The sequence below is a fragment of the Streptomyces sp. NPDC000348 genome (assembly GCF_042898795.1).
Classification (GTDB): Bacteria; Actinomycetota; Actinomycetes; order Streptomycetales; family Streptomycetaceae; genus Streptomyces.
Genome location: NZ_JBIAZD010000001.1, coordinates 223,506 through 243,582, shown reverse-complemented (window position 1 = coordinate 243,582; position 20,077 = coordinate 223,506). Strand labels below are relative to the sequence as shown.

Sequence of the window (20,077 nt, the reverse complement as noted above, 5' to 3'; positions counted from 1 at the left end):
CGCCGCCGTGTGACCTCTGACCCCTCGGGGTGAGACGGAGCACATTCGTGGCATGACGTACGTTCGTGAGGCAAGGGACATGTGCGGCCGGAGTGTCCGGAGGGAAGAAGCGGAAAGCCTGCTTCCGCATTCTTCACCGGCGTAGCGTCGGCCGCGCGTACCCCCTTCACCCCGTGCCCACCGCCCCGCACGCGCGGCGAACGGCCCCACAGCACACCCACCAGGACCGGCGAACCACGTGAGCTCCTCTTCCTCCACCAGCGGCCTGTCGCACCCCCAGGTGCGGCGGGGGAACCGTGGCGCTTATCGACTGGTGCGTACCCCGCCGGCCCGCGTGAATCCCCCTCGGATGGACGCCGCGCAGCGCTCCGTGGTTGAGCACGAGACCGGTCCGCTGCTCGTTCTCGCAGGTCCGGGCACCGGTAAGACCACCACCCTGGTCGAGTCCGTGGCCGCGAGGATCGCCCGTGACGGGGACCCCGAGCGCATCCTGGTGCTGACGTTCAGCCGCAGGGCGGCCGTCGAGCTGCGCGACCGCATGGCCCTGCGCATCGGGGCCGCACGCGCCCCGCAGGCGACCACCTTCCACTCGTTCTGCTACGCCCTGGTCCGCGCCCACCAGGACAGCGACCTCTTCGTGGAGCCGCTGCGGCTGCTGTCGGGCCCCGAGCAGGACGTCACCGTCCGTGAACTGCTCGCCGGCCAGGTCGACCTGGAGCGGCTCGGGCTCGCCCACGTGCGCTGGCCGGACGAACTGCGCGCCTGCCTGACCACCCGCGGCTTCGCCGACGAGGTCCGCGCGGTGCTCGCCCGCAGCCGCGAGCTGGGCCTCGGCCCCGACGCCCTGGACGCCTTCGCCCGCCGCATCGGACGCCCCGACTGGCGCGCCGCCTCCGCCTTCCTCGCCGAGTACCTCGACGTCCTCGACCTGCAGGGCGTCCTCGACTACGCCGAACTGGTCCACCGCGCGGTGCTCCTCGCCGGCCGTCCGGAGATCGCCGGGCAGCTCGCCGCGCGGTACGACGCCGTCTACGTCGACGAGTACCAGGACACCGACCCCGCCCAGGTGCGGCTGCTGCGCGCCCTGGCCGGCGGACGCACCCTCGTCGCCTTCGGCGATCCCGACCAGTCGATTTACGCCTTCCGGGGCGCGGACGTGGGCGGCATCCTGGAGTTCCCGTACGCCTTCCCCCGCGCGGACGGCCGTCCGGCCCCCGTCGAGGTGCTGCGCACCTCCCGGCGCTCCGGCGCCGCCCTGCTGGAGGCCACCCGGCGGGTGACCCGGCGCATGCCGCTGCCGCGCCTGCCCGCCGAGAAGGTCCGCGCCCACCGGGAGCTGACCGCGGACCGGGAGGGCGGCCGGGTCGAGGTCCACACCTACCCGACCTCCGGCACGGAACTGGAGAACATCGCCGACATCCTGCGCCGGGCGCACCTGGAGGACGGCGTGCCCTGGAACGACATGGCCGTCCTGGTCCGGGCCGGCGCCCGCACCCTCCCCACCGTCCGCCGCGCGCTCACCTCGGCGGGCGTCCCCGTCGACGTCGACGGCAACGACCTGCCCCTGCGCCACGAACCGGCGGTGGCCCCGCTGCTGACGGCCCTGCGCGCGGTGGCGACGGCGGAGGCCGGTGACGGGGAAGGCACCGGGGCCGACGCCGAAGCGGAACCGCGCTGGCTCGACACCGAGACCGCCCTCACCCTGCTCACCTCCCCCCTCGCCGGCATGGACGCCGCCGACCTGCGCCGCCTCGGACGGGCCCTGCGCGAGGAGGAGCGGGCCGCGGGCAACCCGCTGCCACCGCCCTCGGACGAGCTCCTCGCGCGTGCGCTGGCCGAACCGGAGCGGCTCGCCGTGCACGACCCCGCCTACGCGCGGGGCGCCCAGCGTCTCGGCGGCCTGCTGCGCCGGGCCCGCGAGCGCCTGGCGGACGGCGGTACGGCCGAGGAGGCCCTGTGGGACCTGTGGGACGGCACACCATGGCCGGGGCGTCTGGAGCGCTCCGCCCGGCGCGGCGGCGCGGCCGGCCGCAACGCCGACCGGGACCTCGACGCCGTGTGCGCGCTGTTCGCGACCGCCGCCCGCGCGGAGGAACGCACCGGCGGCCGGGGCGCCCTGAACTTCCTGGAGGAGATCGAGGCCGAGGACATCGCCGCCGACACCCTCACACGGCGTGCCGCCCGCCCCGAGGCCGTGCGCCTGATGACCGCGCACCGCTCCAAGGGCCTGGAGTGGCGCCTGGTCGTCGTGGCCGGCGTCCAGGAGGGCCTGTGGCCCGACCTGCGCCGCCGCGGCTCCCTGCTGGAGGCCGACCGCATCGGCCGCGACGGACTCGCCGAACCGCTCACCCCCGGCGCGCTGCTCGCCGAGGAACGCCGCCTGTTCTACGTCGCGGTCACGCGTGCGCGTGAACGGCTCGTCGTGACGGCCGTGAAGGCGCCCGCCGACGACGGCGACCAGCCCTCCCGCTTCCTGACCGAACTGGGCGTCGAGCCCAAGGACGTCACCGGACGCCCCCGCCGCCCCCTGTCCGTCGCCGCGCTCGTCGCCGAACTGCGCGCCACGACGGTCGACCCCCGCGTCTCCGACACCCTGCGGGAGGCCGCCGCCCGGCGGCTGGCCCGGCTCGCCGCGCTCGCCGACGAGGACGGCCGCCCGCTGGTCCCCTCCGCGCACCCCTACCGCTGGTGGGGCATGTTCGAGCCCACGGAGAGCAGGGTGCCGCTGCGCGACCGGAACCAGCCCGTCGTGCTCTCCGGCAGCGCCCTCGACCAGCTCGCCAACACCTGCGCCCTGCAGTGGTTCCTGGGCCGCGAGGTGAAGGCCGACGCGCCCGCGACCGCCGCCCAGGGCTTCGGCAACGTCGTGCACGTCCTCGCCGACGAGGTGGCCTCCGGGCACACCCCGGCCGACCTCGCCGTCCTCATGGAACGCCTCGACTCGGTGTGGAACGCGCTCGCCTTCGACGCGCCGTGGAAGTCGGCGCAGGAGAAGGAGAACGCGCGCGTGGCGCTCGAACGCTTCCTCAAGTGGCACGTCATGGACCGCGCCGGACGCACCCCGGTGGCCAGCGAACACGACTTCGACGTCACCCTCGAAGCGGGCGACTACGAGGTCCGCATCCGCGGCCAGATGGACCGCGTCGAGACCGACCGCGAGGGACGCGCGTACGTCGTCGACTTCAAGACCGGCAAACAGGCGCCCAGCGCCAAGGAGGTGGAGCGCCACCCCCAGCTCGCCGTCTACCAGCTCGCCGTCGGGGAGGGCGCCGTCGACGACGTCTTCGACGGAGTGCGCCCCGAACCGGGCGGTGCCGAGCTCGTCCAGCTGCGCCAGGGGGCCGCCAAGCGGGACGGCGGCGAGACCCTGCCCAAGGTGCAGGCCCAGGAGCCGCCGGAGGGGGAGTGGATCGGTGATCTGCTGGCCACGGCCGCCGGGAAGGTCCTCGACGAACGGTTCGGCCCGACCGCGGGCCAGCACTGCGCCCACTGTGCGTTCCGGGCCTCGTGCAGCGCCCGGCCCGAGGGCCGGCACGTGGTCGAGTGACCGACGTGACGCATCGCACCCTCCATGCCGACCTGCGGTTCTTCCCTCCCGGAGCGCTCCGACGGCCTCCACTGTCAGTGCCCGCCGCTAGATTCTGCGTGTGCCCGCCCGTATCACCGATCCCGATCAGCTCAAGGAGCTCCTCGGTATCCCGTTCACCCCGGAGCAGACGGCCTGCATCACCGCGCCGCCCGCCCCGCAGGTGATCGTGGCCGGAGCCGGGTCGGGCAAGACGACGGTGATGGCGGCCCGCGTGGTGTGGCTGGTCGGCACCGGTCAGGTCGCCCCCGAACAGGTGCTCGGCCTCACCTTCACCAACAAGGCCGCCGGCGAACTCGCCGAACGCGTCCGCAAGGCGCTGGTCAAGGCCGGTGTCACCGACCCCGACGCCATCGACCCGGACAACCCCCCGGGCGAGCCGGCGATCTCCACTTACCACGCCTTCGCGGGCCGCCTGCTGACCGACCACGGCCTGCGCATCGGTCTCGAACCGACCTCCCGGCTGCTCGCCGACGCCACCCGCTACCAGCTCGCCGCGCGCGTCCTGCGCGAAGCCCCCGGCCTCTACCCGGCGCTCACCCGCTCCTTCCCCGACCTGGTCGGCGACCTCCTCACCCTCGACGGCGAGCTGGCCGAACACCTCGTACGGCCCGAGGACCTGCGCGCCCACGACGCCGAGCTGCTGCGCACCCTGGAGAACACCCGGCTCACCAACGCCGACCTGCGCAAGGTTCCCGAGGCGGCCGCCGCGCGGCGCGAGCTCGCCGACCTCGTGCTGCGCTACCGGGCCGCCAAACGCGAACGCGACCTGCTCGACTTCGGCGACCAGATCGCCCTGTCCGCCCGGCTCGCCGCCCTCCCCGAGGTGGGCCGCCTCCTGCGCGACGAGTTCCGCGTGGTCCTCCTCGACGAGTACCAGGACACCTCCGTCGCCCAGCGGGTCCTGCTGGCCGGACTGTTCGGCGGCGGCACCGGCCACCCGGTGACCGCCGTCGGCGACCCCTGCCAGGCGATCTACGGCTGGCGCGGCGCCTCCGTCGCCAACCTCGACGACTTCCCCGAGCACTTCGCCCACGCCGACGGCCGCCCCGCCGCCCGCCAGTCGCTCAGCGAGAACCGCCGCAGCGGCGGCCGGCTGCTGGACCTCGCCAACGGCCTCGCCGAGCCGCTGCGCGCCATGCACGCGGGCGTCGAGGCCCTCCGCCCGGCCCCCGGCGCCGAACGCGACGGCACCGTCCGCTGCGCCCTGCTGCCCACCCACGCGGAGGAGATCGACTGGATCGCCGACTCCATCGCCCACCTCGTCCGCACCGGCAAGGCGCCCGGAGAGATCGCCGTGCTGTGCCGCACGGCCGGCGACTTCGCCGAGATCCAGGGCGCCCTGGTCGCCAGGGACGTCCCCGTCGAGGTGGTCGGCCTGTCCGGGCTGCTGCACCTTCCCGAGGTCGCCGACCTGGTCGCCGTCTGCGAGGTCCTCCAGGACCCCGGCGCCAACGCCTCCCTCGTCCGGCTGCTGACCGGCCCACGCTGGCGCATCGGCCCCCGCGACCTCGCCCTGCTGGGGCGGCGCGCACGGCGGCTCGTCTCCCCCGCGCGGGTCGACGGCGACGACGACCCCGACCGGCGGCTCGCCGAAGCCGTCGAGGGCGTCGACCCGGCCGAGGTGATCTCACTCGCGGACGCCCTCGACACCTTCCTGGAGACACCGCTGGACGGCCGTGGGGACGACGACGGCCTGCCCTTCTCACCGGACGCGCGCGTACGCTTCGCCCGCCTGGCCACCGAACTGCGCGACCTCCGCCGCTCCCTCGCCGACCCCCTCATGGACGTCCTGCACCGCGTCCTCGCCGTCACCGGCCTGGAGGTCGAACTCTCCGCGTCCCCCCACGCCCTGGCCGCCCGCCGGCGCGAGACCCTCTCCAACTTCCTCGACGTCGCCGCCTCCTTCGCCGCCGGCGACGGCGAGGCCACCCTGCTCGCCTTCCTCGGCTTCCTGCGCACCGCCGCCCAGTACGAGAAGGGCCTCGACAACGCGCTGCCCGGCGGCGAGAACACTGTCAAGGTCCTCACCGCGCACAAGTCCAAGGGCCTCGAATGGGACGTCGTCGCCGTCCCCGGACTGGTCACCGGCACCTTCCCCAGCGGCCAGGGCCGCGAGAAGTGGACCGCGCAGGGCAGGGTGCTGCCGCACGGACTGCGCGGCGACGCCGACACCCTGCCCGACGTCGAGTCCTGGGACTCCCGCGGTCTGAAGGCCTTCCACGAGGCCATGAAGGAACACCAGCACACCGAGGAGCTCCGCCTCGGCTACGTCACCTTCACCCGTCCCCGTTCCCTCCTCCTCGGCTCCGGCCACTGGTGGGGGCCCAGCCAGAAGAAACCGCGCGGCCCCTCCGAGTTCCTCCACGCCCTCCACGAGCACTGCGTCGCCGGACACGGCGAGATCGAGGCGTGGGCCGACGAGCCCGCCGAGGACGAGGAGAACCCCGCCCTGCACCGGGCCGGCGACGACCAGGTGTGGCCCCTGCCCCTGGACGACGCCGCCCTCGCCCGTCGCCGCGCGGCCGCCGACACCGTCCTCGCCCACCTCCACCGCCTCGCCGCCCACCCGGACGGCCCCACCACGGCCGTACACGACCCCGACACCCACGACGACCCGGACTGGCCGCCCCCGCCCGACGACGAGGACCCCCTCCCCGAGGAGGACCCCTACGCGGACGCCGGTCCGTACGACTGGGACTCCTGGAGCACCGACCGCCCCACCGTCCCGCACCAGGCGACGTCCCCGGACGCCACCGCGCACCCCCGCGCCGCGGAGCCGGCCCACCCGCCGCGGCCCCCTCTCACCCCCGAGGAGGCCCGCACCGTCGCCTCCTGGGACCGCGACCTCGACGCCCTCACCGGAGAGCTTCTGCACACCCGCGCGAGCGTCACCGAGGTCCGGCTGCCCGCCTCGCTGACCGCCTCCCAGCTGCTGCGCCTGGCCGCCGACCCGGACGGCTTCGCCCAGGAGCTGGCCCGCCCCATGCCCCGCCCCCCGCAGCCGGCCGCGCGCCGCGGCACCCGTTTCCACGCCTGGGTCGAGGCGCGCTTCGAGGAACTGACGCTGCCCATGCTCGACCCGGACGAACTGCCCGGCAGCGACGCCGAGATCGCCGACGAACGCGACCTGGAAGCCCTCAAGGAGGCCTTCGAACGCACCGAGTACGCCCACCGCACGCCCCACCGCGTGGAAGCCCCCTTCCAGCTGTCGATCGCCGGCCGCGTCGTCCGGGGCCGCATCGACGCCGTCTACAAGGAGGACGGCGGGGACGGGACGACGTACGAGATCGTCGACTGGAAGACGGGCCGCGGCCGCAGCGCCGACCCGCTCCAGCTCGCCGTCTACCGGCTCGCCTGGGCCGAACAGCAGGGCGTCCCCCTGGAGACCGTCACGGCCGCGTTCCTGTACGTGCGCACCGGTGAGACCGTCCGCCCCGACGCCCTGCCCGGCCGGGCGGAGCTGGAGCGGCTGCTGCTCGGGGAGCCGTCCGGTGAGATACCGCACTCCGAGGACACCGGCGCGGGCCGATAGGCTCGAGGACATGAGCCAGCCCGTTGACACCGCCGTCAGCGCCGTCCGCACGTACATCGCACAGCACCGCGTCGCCTTCCTCGACGACCTCACCGAGTGGCTGCGCATCCCGTCCGTCTCGGCCCAGCCCGACCACGCGCCCGACGTGCGCCACAGCGCCGACTGGCTCGCCGCCAGACTCAAGGAGACCGGCTTCCCGACCGCCGAGGTCTGGCACACCCCCGGCGCCCCGGCCGTCTACGCCGAATGGCCCTCCGACGACCCCGGGGCGCCCACCGTGCTGGTCTACGGCCACCACGACGTACAGCCCGCGGCCCGCGAGGACGGCTGGACCGGCGAGCCCTTCGAACCCGTCGTCCGGGACGGCCGCCTCTACGCCCGTGGTGCGGCCGACGACAAGGGCCAGGTGTTCTTCCACACCCTCGGCGTCCGGGCCCACCTCGCCGCCACCGGCCGCACCACCCCGGCCGTCCACCTGAAACTGCTGATCGAGGGCGAGGAGGAATCCGGCTCCCCGCACTTCCGCGCGCTCGTCGAGCAGCACGCGGACCGGCTCACCGCCGACACCGTGATCGTCTCCGACACCGGCATGTGGTCCGAGGACACCCCCACCGTGTGCACCGGCATGCGCGGCCTCGCCGAGTGCGAGATCCGGCTGTACGGCCCCGACCAGGACATCCATTCCGGTTCCTTCGGAGGCGCGGTGCCCAACCCGGCCACCGCCGCCGCCCGCCTGGTGGCCGCCCTGCACGACGAGCACGCGCGCGTGGCGATACCCGGCTTCTACGACGGCGTCGTCGAGCTCACCGACCGCGAACGCGAACTCTTCGCCCGGCTGCCCTTCGACGAGGAGCAGTGGCTGCGCACCGCCAAGTCCCACGGCACCCGCGGCGAAGCCGGATACAGCACCCTGGAGCGCCTCTGGGCCCGCCCCACCGCCGAGGTCAACGGCATCGGCGGCGGCTACCAGGGCCCCGGCAGCAAGACGATCATCCCGTCCTCCGCCATGGTGAAGCTGTCCTTCCGGCTCGTCGCCGGCCAGGACCCCGAACACGTGCGCCAGGTCGTCGGCGCCTGGGTGCCTGGACAACTGCCCGACGGCATCCGCCACGAGATCTCCTTCAGCCCCGCCACGCGCCCCTGCCTGACACCGCTGGACCACCCTGCCCTGCAGTCCCTGGTCCGCGCGATGGGCCGCGCCTTCGACAAGCCCGTCCTGTTCACCCGCGAGGGCGGCTCCGGACCGGCCGCCGACCTCCAGGACGTCCTCGGCGCACCGGTGCTGTTCCTCGGCATCTCCGTCCCGTCCGACGGCTGGCACGCCCCCGACGAGAAGGTCGACCTGGACCTCCTCCTCAAAGGCGCAGAGACCAGCGCGTACCTGTGGGGCGACCTCGCCGAGCACTGGCGGCACGCACCCTGACCCCACACGCCGTCCGAACCGGACGCCCGCGCGGGGCACACTGGAAGGGACCCGCCGCCGCGCCCCGCAGGAACCGGTCCCTCCCGCCGAACCGCCCGCCGACCCAATCCGTTCCACCGGGGGAGTTGTAACCACCCGTGACCATCTGGACCGACCGCACCGCCGACCGTCCCATCTCGCTCACCGCCCCGAGCGGCATCGACCGCGCCGCCCACCACCGGCTCGACGAGGCATGGCTCGCGGCGGCGTGGAGCCACCCCTCGACCCGCTGCTTCGTGGTCTCCGGCGGCCAGGTCCTCATCGACGAGACGGCGGACGGGCGTACCGAACTCGTCATGACCCCCTCCTTCGAGGCCCCGCTCACCGAGGCCCACCGCTACTTCCTGGGCATCGACGAGGACGGCGTCAGCTACTTCGCCCTTCAGAAGGACTCCCTGCCCGGCCGCATGGACGACTCCGCCCGCCCTGCGGGCCTGCGCGAGGCGGGACTGCTCCTGTCGCACCGCGAGGCCGGCCTGATGGTGCACGCGGTCGCCCTGGAGAACTGGCAGCGGCTCCACCGCTTCTGCTCCCGCTGCGGCGAGCGCACCGTCATCGCCGCCGCCGGCCACATCCGCCGCTGCCCCGCCTGCGGCGCCGAACACTACCCGCGCACCGACCCGGCGGTGATCATGGCCGTGGTCGACGACCAGGACCGCATCCTGCTCGGCCGCCAGGTCCACTGGCCCGAGGGCCGCTTCTCCACGCTCGCCGGATTCGTCGAGCCGGGCGAGTCCATCGAGCAGTCGGTGCGCCGCGAGGTCCACGAGGAGGTCGGCATCGGCGTCGGCGAGGTCGAGTACATCGCCAGCCAGCCCTGGCCCTTCCCGTCCAGCCTCATGCTGGGCTTCTTCGCCCGCGCCACCTCGACCGAGATCGACGTGGACGGCGACGAGATCCACGAGGCCCGCTGGTTCTCCCGCGACGAACTCGGCGCCGCCTTCGAGTCCGGCGAGGTGCTCCCGCCGTACGGCATCTCGATCGCGGCCCGCCTGATCGAGCGCTGGTACGGCAAGGACCTGCCGACCCGCAGCGCCTTCTGAACCAGGACACGAAGAAGCGGGGTGGCCTCCTCCCACCGGGAAGAGGCCACCCCGCTTCGTGTGAACCGCTCAGGCGCCGATCTTCTGCTTCACCTGGGCCAGCGACGGGTTGGTGAGCGTCGAGCTGTCGGCGAAGAGGACGGTCGGCACAGTCTGTAGACTTCCCTCTTACCTTGTGGCGGCCGGGGGGGGGGCCGCCCATGTCTTGGGGAGGGGCAAGGGTGAACGGCAAGCCCAGGGCTCTTGGTGTGGTCCGTCTGTCTGTAGGCAACGAGAACCAGACCGGCGAGGAAACGCAGCGGACCCGCATCAGCAAGCGGGCCGACGCCGAGGACATGGAGCTGGTCGACTTTGCCGTCGACATCGACGTGTCGGCGTCCATCTCGCCGTGGGTGCGCCCGTCCCTGGGGGACTGGCTCAACAACAAGAAAGACCAGTTCGACCACATCATCATCCTGAAGATCGACCGCATCGCGCGGTCGGTCCGCCACCTCTCGGACATCATCGAGTGGTGCGAGGCGAACGGTAAGGGCCTCATCTCCTGCGAGGAGGGATTCGACCTCTCGAAGCCGTGGGGCAAGACGATCGCCAAGATCCTGGCCGTGGTCGCAGAGGCCGAGTTGGACGCCATCAAGGCCCGCAACAAGGCTTCCCGGGAAACCATGCGGAAGACCGGTCGTTGGCCGGGTGGCCTTGTCCCGTTCGGACGCAAAGCGGTGAAGGGCGACGCAGGCTTCACCCTGGAACTCGATCCCGAGTACGGCCCGCCGCTGATCGAGATGATCCGGCGCTTCATCGAGAAGCCGAGCTTCTCGGCCGTCGCCGACTGGCTGAACGAGCAAGGCGTACCCACGGCTCAGGACATCGCTCGTATCCGCGCGGCGGCAGGCGAGAGCACGACTCGGCTGGCGGACCCGAAGCCTCGGGGCGCCAGATGGACGCCGACCACAGTGCAAGCCGTACTGGTCAGCCGCTCTCTGCTTGGGGAGTACGTGCGAGCCAATGGCGCCGTGGTCCGCAACGACGACGGCACACCCGTCATGCGGTCTGAGCCGGTACTGAACGAGGAGGAGTGGACGAAGCTGTCGGAAGCCGTCGCCTCGGCCAAGTACAAGAAGCAGAAGGGCTCTACGTCGCCGACGGTGGGCGTGACGTTCTGCATGCTGTGTGGCAGCTCCCTGTACTTCGTGAAGGGCGACCCGGCCAAGGGCAAGCGGGAGCGGTACCGCTGCCACGGAAACAAGAGCAAGGGCATTCAGGCATGCCCGAAGCAGAGGTTCTGGGCAGAGGACTTGTACCCCTGGCTGGAGTCGGCCCTGTTGGGGGAGATTGGCCACCTCGAACGGATGGAGTCGAAGACGACCATCGACGACAGCCGTGCGGCGAAGCTCGCCGTGATCGACGGCAAGATGAACCAGCTCCTGAAGGAACTCCAGCAGGACGAGATCAGCGCCGTCGCGTACGCCTCACAAGTCGCCAGCCTTGCCCAGGACCGGGAGAAGGTCACCAGTCAGGAGGGGCCGAAGCCAGTGACCGTATGGACGGGTACGGGAGAGGGCTACGCGGAGTGGTGGGAGCGGTCGAGCGTCGACGAACGGCGTGAATGGCTGAAGAAGCACAAGGTCAAGGCGTACTTCGGACATGGCGTCCTGGCCATCGATCCCGGCGACCTGATCGAGAACATCAAGCTGCAGGGCATCACGTACTGGGATGTGCCCTCCAAGTCTTCTCAGGTGCTCTCACCGATCACGCCGATCTCGTTGCCGGGCAAGCCGTACGAGAAGCCGAAGTCGCTCACGGGGGCGGAGTGGGAGATCGTCAGCCGTTGGGAGGACTTCAAAGCGGAACGGGCAGCGCAGCGGGCGAAGGCTGAGGAGGAGGCCGAGGGAGCAGGGGAAGCCAAGATGGTTCCGGCGTCCGCCTGATGCAGGATGAGCAAGCGAGGAAGGCCCCCGGCTTGGGGGCCTTCTGTCGTTCCGAGTCAGAAGGGCGGCGGCTCGTGTTCTGCCTCGCGGAGCCGATGGGCCGAGTTGTCGTAGTCGAAGTCGGCTGGCATGGGAGCTGTGTATGACTCGCCGAACCACTTCCGGTGGCGCTCCTCTTGCTTGACCGTCGCCAGGTCTACGAAGGACAAGGTGGGGGCCGAAGGCCCCCAAGGGAGTCAGCCCCTTCGTCTTCCTTCTGGGGGCCGCTTACGCGGCCCACCTTCGCCGGCTGCTTGCGCTCTTCGTCTTCGCCCTGTCGGCCCCCTACGGGGGGCCGCTCTCCGCCTACCGGCTTGCTCTTCGCCGCTGGCTCCTCTCTCCCACCGCCGTCGCTCTTCAAGGTGTGTAGGTTGTATGGCTCCTCAGCCATACCCCCCTGCTTCGGCAAGGTGAGTCGGTAGATCACTGGACCATCCGGCACCTTGCCGGTCTTCGTGAGCCAGCCAGCCTTACGTAGCTTGCCCACGATCTTGTTGACCGTCTGCTCTGGAGCCTTCCCGCCGTAGCCGAGTTCCCTGGCGATCGTCCCGTTCGACGGGCACACGTTCTCGCCTGTCTCGTAGTCCGCGTACAACGCCATGGCGACGCCGACCAACTTCTCTGCGTGCTTCATGTTCGAGCGCACCAGCGCACGACGCCATACGTGTTCCTGTATCTCGGGCTTCCCTTCGCCGAAGACTCAACATGGACTCCAAAATCTACAGGCCGCCAGAGACAAAAGCGCAGGTCATCGCGTGTGAGGCGCCTCTCAGGCGGACCCCAGAACCGTGGCAGGATTTGAGCCGGTAAGACCCGGCGGTCGGCAAGCACTGCTCAAGGGGGCATACCCCACCCCTTTACCCACTTTCAGCCACCCGCCGCTGGTCATACGATCCGGCGCATGATCAAGATCTCTTGGGCTCTGGTAGCCGATCACGTAGACGAGTGGACAGGGGCTGACCCGCAGCAAGGTGCGGCCGTCCTCGAAGCCAAAGTGGGGGCTGTGGCCGATGCGAGCGGTATGAAGCCGGAAACGGTGCAGCACTTCCGCAGTGAGTTCATTGCCCCTGTAGTCGAGTCCCTGCGCACAGAAGGGGCGGCCGCCCTTGCGCGGGGAGAGTCATGGAGCAAGGCGGCCGGACCACTCCTCGCGTGCGCTTCTTCGGTCGGATGAAGCTTCGCCGCTTGGCATGAAACAGAGGGGAGCGGCCGTCTCGTAAACCAAGGTTTGTGAGACGAGACGGCATGCGCCCCGAAAGGGGGGCGCAGCGCTGTTCAAAACCCGTCTCGAAACTCCCGTCTCAGGCTTGACGTATTGAGACGGGTTCTGAGACAGCCCCGGCCGTGACGACGAACACGATCAACGGTCAGCTCATCGGATACGCCCGCGTCTCGACCGATGACCAGGAAGCGCAGTTGCAGCGCGACGCACTGACGGCCGCAGGGTGCGCCCGCATCTTCGAGGACAAGGCCAGCGGGAAGAACACCAACCGGCCAGAGCTCACGGCCGCACTGGACTACGCCAGACCCGGCGACACCCTGTGCGTTTGGAAGCTCGACCGCTTCGCTCGGTCGCTCATCGACCTTGTGACCATGGTCGACACCCTTCGAGAGCGGGGCATCGGGTTCAAGGTGCTCACGGGTGCACTGGCCAACATCGACCCCGGTACGGCCGACGGCCGTCTCATGCTTCAGGTGGTCGGGGCCATGGCGGAGTTTGAGCGCAGCCTCATCAAGGAGCGCACCCGTGCCGGACTCGACGCGGCCAAGGCTCAGGGGCGTACCGGCGGACGGCCGTCCGTCGTGAGTGAGGACGTGCTCACCGTGGCCCGTGCCAGGCAGGCGAAGGGCGAGAGCGTGAGCGCCATCGCCAAGGCTCTCGGGATCTCCCGAGCCCCCTCTACCGCCACCTTGGAGAGAGCGCCTGAGACAGGCGCACAGCAGCTTGCGACAGGCCCTCGGCTCCCGCCGGGGGCCCTTGTCATGCACGAGCGTGAGACGTCGTCTGACAGGCGTCACGATGCCTGCCCCTGCCGACCACGAGGGGAGAGCCGACAGGGGCAGTCACAGGGGCGCGTCGCTCGAACCGCTCCCCTTCCGGCGCGCCTCGGTCGTAGTGCTCGCCGTCCCTCAGCGCGCCGGGGGTCTGCCGGTCACTCGTCCCGGACGACCATGGCGAACGACGTACAGAGGCGCCGGAACCCCTTGTGTCCGCTCCGGCCTGTGTGGCTCATGCACTCCACGTCGACCGCTGCGCCGTCCGTCGAGGGCGTGGCCGTCCACTTGCAGTGAAGGCACTCCGCTTCGAAGGTCACGTCAGTGTCTGGGTGCTGCGTGATCCGATGCTTCACGTACCGCATGACGGAGCGCACCATCACTCGGCCCCGTGTTCTTCCCGCAGGTGCGTACGGAGAACGACGTTTGCATCGGACACCTTCGAGTAGTCCCGGACCGATCGGGCGTTGGTTCGAGTGACCGCGATGCCGAGGCACGTACCGCAACCTGCCACAGGGTCCGGCTCCGGGACTGGCGCTCTCAGGTGCACCGGCCCCGTCATCGTCGTCTTCGGTGTACTCATCCCGTACGGCCTCCCCGGCTGGATCTCGCTGCGATCCATCCTTGGGGCTCTGGCCCGGCGTCCCTACCCTCTTTCCTGTTGAGGCAAGAACTCGTCTCGGATGCTCTGGATGAGGGCGCGCATGTCGTCGCCGTGGAGCGCCACGTCGGCGAACCGCTCGAAGGTGTCGACGTACATCTGTATGTCCCTGGGGTCCCGTGTCGTGATCTCCGAGTGGAACGTCTCGACGATCACAAGCCGGTCATCGTGGATGCTGAAGCACGTCATCGGGAAGTCCGGCATCCGACCGGCCAGGGGCACCACCCCAACAGACACGCTGGGAAGCCGGGACAGGGACACAAGCCGGTCGAGCTGGATGGCCATGACGGCTGGCTCGCAGATCAGCCACCGTAGGACGTGCTCACAGATCACGAAGTGGAACCACCGGCCGTCTTCGTAGAGCGTCGTCTGACGCTCCATCCTCGCCGCTACCGTCCGGGCCCTGGTCTCGTCTGGCAAAGCTGGGGGCAGGGAGAATACCGCTGTGGCGTACTCCGGTGTCTGGAGGAGTCCGGGGATGAGTTGCCCCTGAAACAGCCTGAGAGCGGCTGTGTTGGCCTCGATGGCCTTGATGGTGTTCTGGTGCTTCCACGGGCCCATACGGCGCAGCAGGCGCCACGCTGTGGCCTCGGTGACCTCGGCTCGGGCAGTTGCGAGGAACTGTTCCTTCACTGCGTCCGAGACGCCGAGCGCCGACAGGATCAGGTCAACGTCCTGAACGGTGGGCAGGGTCCGGCCGTTCTCGATCTTCGAGAGCTTCCCTGCGGACATGGAAGCCCTGCGGGCTACCGCGTCACCGGTCAGTCCCGATGCTTCCCGCAGTGCCCGCAGGGCTCTCCCGATCGACTCCGTGGTCAGTGATGCCGCTCCCAGTAGGCCGCGAACGGCACGGCGCGGGTGAGCGCCAGGTCGCGGTAACCCTGGTACTCCCTCAGCCGGTCGGCAGGCAGGAGGTCACCGCCGGTGAACTTGCCCTCGGGGGTGTAGTGCATGCGGTACACGTGACGGTCGTCGAAGAGCCAGAAGTCGTGATCAGGCAGGCCGGTCACCGCCTGCTCGGCAAGGTCGATGATCCCGATGGACTCCCCGGCCTTGATGTTGCCGGGGTAAGCCGACAGCTCGTAACGCAGGTAGTCAGTCAGAGGGGAGCGCAGGACATGAACGCGGGACACGCTCTTGCCCTTGTCGGTCATCGAGCGCACCCATGGGTTGTCGCTCCACTCCGGGCCCATGTCCTCACCCGCGAGGAACCGAGCGATCTCCTCCCGCTCCTCCTCAACGTCATACACGTCGAGCGTCTCCAGCCGGAACGCGGTCCGCTCGAAGGTCTCGAAGAGACGGCCGAAATCCTCACCGCTGAGCACGGAAGAACTCCTCAAGTACGGCGGCCGGGACCATGACGGCCGTCTCCCCCTCGGGGAGATCGAGCTGTGCCAGCCGCTCAGGGTCGGTGATCACGTAACCCTGCACCACGTAGTCCTTGCCATCGTCCGTACCCCACAGCGTCGGGCACGTGCCGTTCTTGCACTCCGGGTCTCCCGACAGCTTCCGCAGCGGTGTGCCCACGGCTTCCCCCTCAGGCCGACGGTCCTTGTCGCGTTCGATGCTTCTGGTCTTTGGCCAGCACGGTCAAGATCCCCGGCTTTCCAAAACGGGAAAGTCCCCGAAGCGCGCAAACCCCCGATCAGCTCCAGGCCGATCGGGGGTTGCGTATCGCGGTGATCAGACGCCGAGCGCCTGCTTCACCTGGGCAAGGCTCGGGTTCGTCATCACGACCTCAGTGCCACCGCTGGAGGGAACTACCTGAACAGTGGGCACCGTCTGGTTTCCGCCGTTCGCCTTCTCGACGAAGGCCGCGGACGCCGGGTCCTGCTCGATGTTGATCTCGGTGTACGCGATGCCCTCGCGGTCCATCTGGCTCTTCAGCCGGCGGCAGTAGCCGCACCACGTGGTGCTGTACATCGTCACAGTGCCCTGCATGCCTCTCGCGCTCCTTCGGCGGTTCGGGGAAGTCCTCGCTGTGGTGGGAACGTACTTGAAAGCGCAGGCATTCCCGCCGGGCGCCGCACGGCTCCCGCGTGATGCCCGCCGCATTCGTACGACTGCGGGGCCCTCCCTGTGGACAACCGGCTCGCCCGTCTCCGGCGACCTGGCAGCATGGCTGTGTGACAGCAGCAACGCACTCCACCCTCTTCCCACAGGTACCGGACTCGGCCGACGCGGTGCTCGAAGGGCTCGACCCCGAGCAGCGCGCCGTGGCCACCGCCCTGCAGGGTCCGGTGTGCGTGCTGGCGGGCGCCGGCACCGGCAAGACCCGGGCGATCACCCACCGGATCGCCTACGGGGTGCGCGCGGGCATCCTCCAGCCCTCCAGCGTGCTCGCCGTCACCTTCACCAACCGCGCCGCCGGGGAGATGCGCGGCCGGCTGCGCCAGCTCGGCGCCGTCGGTGTCCAGGCCCGCACCTTCCACTCCGCGGCGCTGCGCCAGCTCCAGTACTTCTGGCCGAAAGCGATCGGCGGCTCCCTGCCCCGGCTCGTCGACCGCAAGATCCAGCTGGTCGCCGACGCGGCCGCCGCCTGCCGCATCCGGCTCGACCGGGGCGAGCTGCGGGACGTCACCGCGGAGATCGAGTGGTCCAAGGTCACCCAGACCGTCCCGGCCGACTACGCGGCCGCCGCCGCCAAGGCCGGCCGGGAGTCCCCCCGCGACCCCGCCGAGATCGCCCAGCTCTACTCCGCCTACGAGGACCTCAAGCGCGAGCGCGCCGTGATCGACTTCGAGGACGTGCTGCTGCTGACCGTCGCCGTCCTGCAGGACCGGCACGACATCGCCGAGCAGGTCCGCGCCCAGTACCAGCACTTCGTCGTCGACGAGTACCAGGACGTCAGCCCGCTCCAGCAGCGCCTGCTGGAACTGTGGCTCGGCGAGCGGGAGAACCTGTGCGTGGTCGGCGACGCCAGCCAGACGATCTATTCGTTCACGGGCGCAACCCCCGACCATCTGCTCGACTTCCGCACCCGCCACCCCGGGGCCACCGTCGTCAAGCTGGTCCGCGACTACCGCTCGACTCCCCAGGTCGTCCGCCTGGCGAACGGCCTGCTCGCCCAGGCCCGCGGCCGGGCCGCCGACCACCGGCTGGAACTGGTCTCCCAGCGCGCCGCGGGGGCCGAGCCGGTCTTCACCGAGTACACCGACGAGCCCGCCGAGGCGGAGGGCGCCGCCCGCCGCATCCGTGAGCTGATCGACGCGGGGGTCCCGGCGAGCGAGATCGCCGTCCTGTTCCGGACGAACGCCCAGTCCGAGATCTACGAGCAGGCCCTCGCCGACGCCGGTGTGCCCTACCAGCTGCGGGGGGCCGAGCGGTTCTTCGACCGTCCCGAGGTGCGCAAGGCCGGCATCGCCCTGCGCGGCGCGGCCCGCTTCGGCGGCAACGACACCCTCCTCGACGACGCACCCGACCTGCCCTCCCAGGTGCGCGCCGTGCTCTCGGGCGAGGGCTGGACGCCCCAGCCGCCGGCCGGTTCCGGAGCGGTCCGGGAACGCTGGGAGTCACTGGCCGCCCTGGTGCATCTCGCCCAGGACTTCGCCGCCGCCCGGCCCGGCGCCACCCTCGCCGACCTCGTCGCCGAACTCGACGAGCGGGCCGGCGCCCAGCACGCCCCGACCGTGCAGGGCGTCACCCTCGCCTCGCTGCACTCGGCCAAGGGCCTGGAGTGGGACGTCGTCTTCCTGGTCGGCGTCGCCGAGGGCATGATGCCGATCACCTACGCAAAGACCGACGAACAGATCGAGGAGGAGCGCCGCCTCCTCTACGTCGGTGTCACCCGCGCCCGCGAGCGCCTCCATCTCTCCTGGGCGCTCTCCCGTTCCCCCGGCAGCCGGCCGAACCGTCGCCCCAGCCGCTTCCTCCACGGACTGCGCCCCGGCTCGAACACCGCCGCGGCCCGCGGCGGCGCGGTCGGCGCGGGAGGTGTGGAGCGCGGCTCCTTCGGGGCGGCGTCCGCCTCGGTCGTCCCGAGTCCGAGGCGCGGACAGCGCAGCCCCGCGCGCTGCCGGGTGTGCGGCCGCACGCTGACCGACGCGGGCGAGATGAAGCTGATGCGCTGCGAGGACTGCCCCACCGACATGGACGAGGGTCTGTACGAGCGGCTCCGTGAGTGGCGTGCCGACCAGGCGGGGCGCAGCGGGCAGCCGGCCTTCTGCGTCTTCACCGACAAGACGCTGATGGCCATCGCCGAGACGGTCCCCGACGACGAGCACGCACTGGCCAGGATCCCCGGGGTGGGGATGCGCAAGCTGGGCCGCTACGGAGCCGATGTTCTGGCCATCTGCGCAGGTCGTGACATCCACGAGGAACGAGATCAGGACTGATCCGAACTCGTCGGAAAAATAGTTTGCGCATGCCCCGGCAATCCCCATAGGTTCTTAGGCACGGGGACGGCGGCCTTCTCCAAGGCCCTGACTCCGTGTTGTACTTGCATATCCGCGGACCGGTTCACCCTGGTCCCCTAGACGCCGAGAGGAGGCGAGTCCAGTGATCAGCATCAACACCAGCTCCATCGTCAAACTGACCGATCGCTCGGCCGTCTCCCTGTGCATGCTCGGCGCCTCGAACCAGGGCACCGGTCTGTCCGGCATTCGTGCCGCGCACCCGGCGTCCTCCCTTGCTCCCGCGGCTCCTGCCGTCCGTGAGCGCGATGAGCGACCGACCGAGGCACTGGAAGCGGTAGTGGCACAGGCGAAGGCCTATGCCTTTGCGGCAGCCGGTGCCGGATTCCGGAAGCAGACGACGCAGCACCACCTGATGTGGGCCTTCCGTGGGCCAAAACCCTGGAGTGATCCAGCCTGATCCGATCAGGCCGGCGCCTTCAGGGCCGCGGAACCCCATCCGGGATCCGCGGCCCTTCTGTTTTCCCTCAAGCGGGGAGAGCGAAGCGCCTCGGGACGAGAAAAGAGCCCGGTACCAGCCGCCACCCGGCCAACAGGCCGGAAACGACCAGACGAGGAAGACGAATCGTGCAACTCGAAGCGCACGTCCCGTCCGTACCGCCTTCCGACACGATCCCCAAGCCCGGCTCCACGGAGGACCCGACCTTGACCCCGCTCACCGCGCTCACCGCGCTCGACGACGCCATCGAGAACCTCGGCGTACCCGTCCCGTGCCGTTCCTACGACCCGGAGGTCTTCTTCGCCGAGTCGCCGGCGGACGTCGAGTACGCCAAGTCCCTCTGCCGCACCTGCCCGCTGATCGAGGCCTGCCTCGCCGGCGCCAAGGAGCGGCGTGAGCCCTGGGGCGTCTGGGGTGGCGAGCTGTTCGTCCAGGGAGTTGTCGTGGCCCGCAAGCGGCCGCGTGGCCGCCCGCGCAAGAACCCGGTCACGGCATGAACGCCCCAGGAACGATCGACCGCCCCCTCACGCACGACCCCCAGAAGCAGGCCCCGATGATGCCGTCCACTCACGAGCCCGCAGGCTCCGCGACCGAAGACTTCACCACCAGCGGTGCGAACGACTCGCGCCAGAACAGGACCCGAGAGATGCAACTCATTCCAGAAGCCCTGGCCCGTGCGCATATGCACGAGCGACTGCAGGAGGCGCAGCGGGAGCGCCGGGCCGCGGGCCTGGTGACCGCTCGCCGGATGCAGCGCCGGGCCGAGCGCGCTTCCCGGCGCGCCCGCCGCGCGCTCGCCATGGCGGTCATGCAGTAACCACTCTCCTCTGAAGCGGTGGTCTCCCCAGCCCGGAGACCGGGCTCTGCCCCCGGGGGGCGGGGCGGGGGAACCCCCCCCCCCCCCCCGGCCGGCGGGGGGGGGGGGGCGGCCGGGGGGGCGGGGGGGGGGCCGGGGGGCGCGGGGAGAACGGGGGCCTGTC

General features: G+C 70.8%; 15 protein-coding genes and 2 pseudogenes. 11 read left to right on the top strand and 6 right to left on the bottom strand.

The window, feature by feature from the left end; genetic code table 11:
* The first annotated feature begins 238 nt into the window (after positions 1–238).
* From ACFY3N_RS01185 to nudC, 4 genes are all read left to right on the top strand, one after another.
* Positions 239–3,547 carry an ATP-dependent helicase gene (locus tag ACFY3N_RS01185; protein WP_390814559.1) on the top strand — a complete coding sequence of 1,103 codons (3,309 nt, stop codon included), beginning with the start codon at positions 239–241 and terminating at the stop codon, positions 3,545–3,547.
* 100 nt (positions 3,548–3,647) lie between these two features.
* Positions 3,648–7,121, top strand: a complete 3,474-nt coding sequence (locus ACFY3N_RS01180) for a UvrD-helicase domain-containing protein (RefSeq protein ID WP_390814558.1) — start codon at positions 3,648–3,650, stop codon at positions 7,119–7,121.
* 10 nt (positions 7,122–7,131) lie between these two features.
* Entirely contained in the window at positions 7,132–8,544 is a 1,413-nt protein-coding gene (locus ACFY3N_RS01175) for a dipeptidase (protein ID WP_390814557.1), read from the top strand.
* Positions 8,545–8,681: 137 nt separating this feature from the next.
* A complete protein-coding gene (gene nudC, locus ACFY3N_RS01170; RefSeq protein WP_390814556.1) occupies positions 8,682–9,626 on the top strand; it encodes an NAD(+) diphosphatase in 945 nt (314 codons plus the stop codon).
* A 69-nt stretch (positions 9,627–9,695) separates the two neighbouring features.
* Here the strand turns inward: nudC and ACFY3N_RS01165 are convergent.
* Positions 9,696–9,791 (bottom strand): annotated as a pseudogene (locus ACFY3N_RS01165) (NrdH-redoxin); the annotation flags it as partial.
* Positions 9,792–9,847: 56 nt separating this feature from the next.
* On the opposite strand from ACFY3N_RS01165, the gene ACFY3N_RS01160 reads away from it, so the two are divergent.
* Complete coding sequence (locus ACFY3N_RS01160; protein WP_390814555.1) at positions 9,848–11,551, top strand: recombinase family protein; 1,704 nt, start codon at positions 9,848–9,850, stop codon at positions 11,549–11,551.
* Positions 11,552–11,747: 196 nt separating this feature from the next.
* Here ACFY3N_RS01160 and ACFY3N_RS01155 read toward each other — a convergent pair whose 3' ends face one another.
* Positions 11,748–12,224: a helix-turn-helix domain-containing protein gene (locus ACFY3N_RS01155; RefSeq protein ID WP_390814554.1), complete on the bottom strand. Its 477-nt coding sequence runs from the start codon at positions 12,222–12,224 to the stop codon at positions 11,748–11,750.
* 267 nt (positions 12,225–12,491) lie between these two features.
* Here ACFY3N_RS01155 and ACFY3N_RS01150 point away from each other — a divergent pair, with 267 nt between their 5' ends.
* The gene (locus ACFY3N_RS01150) at positions 12,492–12,764 is read left to right on the top strand and encodes a hypothetical protein (RefSeq protein WP_390814553.1); all 273 of its coding nucleotides are present in this window, start codon (positions 12,492–12,494) and stop codon (positions 12,762–12,764) included.
* A 185-nt stretch (positions 12,765–12,949) separates the two neighbouring features.
* Positions 12,950–13,507: pseudogene (locus tag ACFY3N_RS01145) on the top strand (recombinase family protein); the annotation flags it as partial.
* A 724-nt stretch (positions 13,508–14,231) separates the two neighbouring features.
* On the opposite strand, the gene ACFY3N_RS01140 reads toward ACFY3N_RS01145, so the two are convergent.
* The 4 genes from ACFY3N_RS01140 to ACFY3N_RS01125 form a co-directional block, all read right to left on the bottom strand.
* Entirely contained in the window at positions 14,232–15,038 is an 807-nt protein-coding gene (locus ACFY3N_RS01140; protein WP_390815018.1) for a helix-turn-helix domain-containing protein, read from the bottom strand.
* A 23-nt stretch (positions 15,039–15,061) separates the two neighbouring features.
* A complete protein-coding gene (locus tag ACFY3N_RS01135) occupies positions 15,062–15,571 on the bottom strand; it encodes a DUF6879 family protein (RefSeq protein WP_390814552.1) in 510 nt (169 codons plus the stop codon).
* Complete coding sequence (locus ACFY3N_RS01130) at positions 15,558–15,773, bottom strand: hypothetical protein (RefSeq protein ID WP_242329736.1); 216 nt, start codon at positions 15,771–15,773, stop codon at positions 15,558–15,560. The genes ACFY3N_RS01135 and ACFY3N_RS01130 overlap by 14 nt, the downstream gene beginning before the upstream one ends.
* Before the next feature lie 156 nt (positions 15,774–15,929).
* Positions 15,930–16,187, bottom strand: a complete 258-nt coding sequence (locus tag ACFY3N_RS01125; protein WP_390814551.1) for a mycoredoxin — start codon at positions 16,185–16,187, stop codon at positions 15,930–15,932.
* Positions 16,188–16,288: 101 nt separating this feature from the next.
* On the opposite strand from ACFY3N_RS01125, the gene ACFY3N_RS01120 reads away from it, so the two are divergent.
* The 4 genes from ACFY3N_RS01120 (at position 16,289) to ACFY3N_RS01105 (ending at position 19,914) form a co-directional block, all read left to right on the top strand.
* The gene (locus tag ACFY3N_RS01120) at positions 16,289–18,580 is read left to right on the top strand and encodes an ATP-dependent DNA helicase UvrD2 (RefSeq protein ID WP_390815017.1); all 2,292 of its coding nucleotides are present in this window, start codon (positions 16,289–16,291) and stop codon (positions 18,578–18,580) included.
* Between the two features lie 163 nt (positions 18,581–18,743).
* Positions 18,744–19,058, top strand: coding sequence for a hypothetical protein (locus tag ACFY3N_RS01115; protein WP_390814550.1), 315 nt, complete (start codon positions 18,744–18,746; stop codon positions 19,056–19,058).
* Positions 19,059–19,225: 167 nt separating this feature from the next.
* Positions 19,226–19,594, top strand: coding sequence for a WhiB family transcriptional regulator (locus ACFY3N_RS01110; protein ID WP_073932361.1), 369 nt, complete (start codon positions 19,226–19,228; stop codon positions 19,592–19,594).
* Positions 19,591–19,914 carry a hypothetical protein gene (locus ACFY3N_RS01105; protein WP_390814549.1) on the top strand — a complete coding sequence of 108 codons (324 nt, stop codon included), beginning with the start codon at positions 19,591–19,593 and terminating at the stop codon, positions 19,912–19,914. Before ACFY3N_RS01110 ends, ACFY3N_RS01105 begins: the two co-directional genes overlap by 4 nt.
* The last annotated feature ends 163 nt before the right edge of the window (positions 19,915–20,077 follow it).

Excerpts from the sequence above, each read along its gene's own strand:
- ACFY3N_RS01120 (WP_390815017.1), top strand. The coding sequence starts at position 16,289 with ATGCCCGCCGCATTCGTACGACTGCGGGGCCCTCCCTGTGGACAACCG.
- ACFY3N_RS01105 (WP_390814549.1), top strand. The coding sequence starts at position 19,591 with ATGAACGCCCCAGGAACGATCGACCGCCCCCTCACGCACGACCCCCAG.
- ACFY3N_RS01150 (WP_390814553.1), top strand. The coding sequence starts at position 12,492 with ATGATCAAGATCTCTTGGGCTCTGGTAGCCGATCACGTAGACGAGTGG.
- ACFY3N_RS01175 (WP_390814557.1), top strand. The coding sequence starts at position 7,132 with ATGAGCCAGCCCGTTGACACCGCCGTCAGCGCCGTCCGCACGTACATC.
- ACFY3N_RS01155 (WP_390814554.1), bottom strand. The coding sequence starts at position 12,224 with ATGAAGCACGCAGAGAAGTTGGTCGGCGTCGCCATGGCGTTGTACGCG.
- ACFY3N_RS01125 (WP_390814551.1), bottom strand. The coding sequence starts at position 16,187 with ATGCAGGGCACTGTGACGATGTACAGCACCACGTGGTGCGGCTACTGC.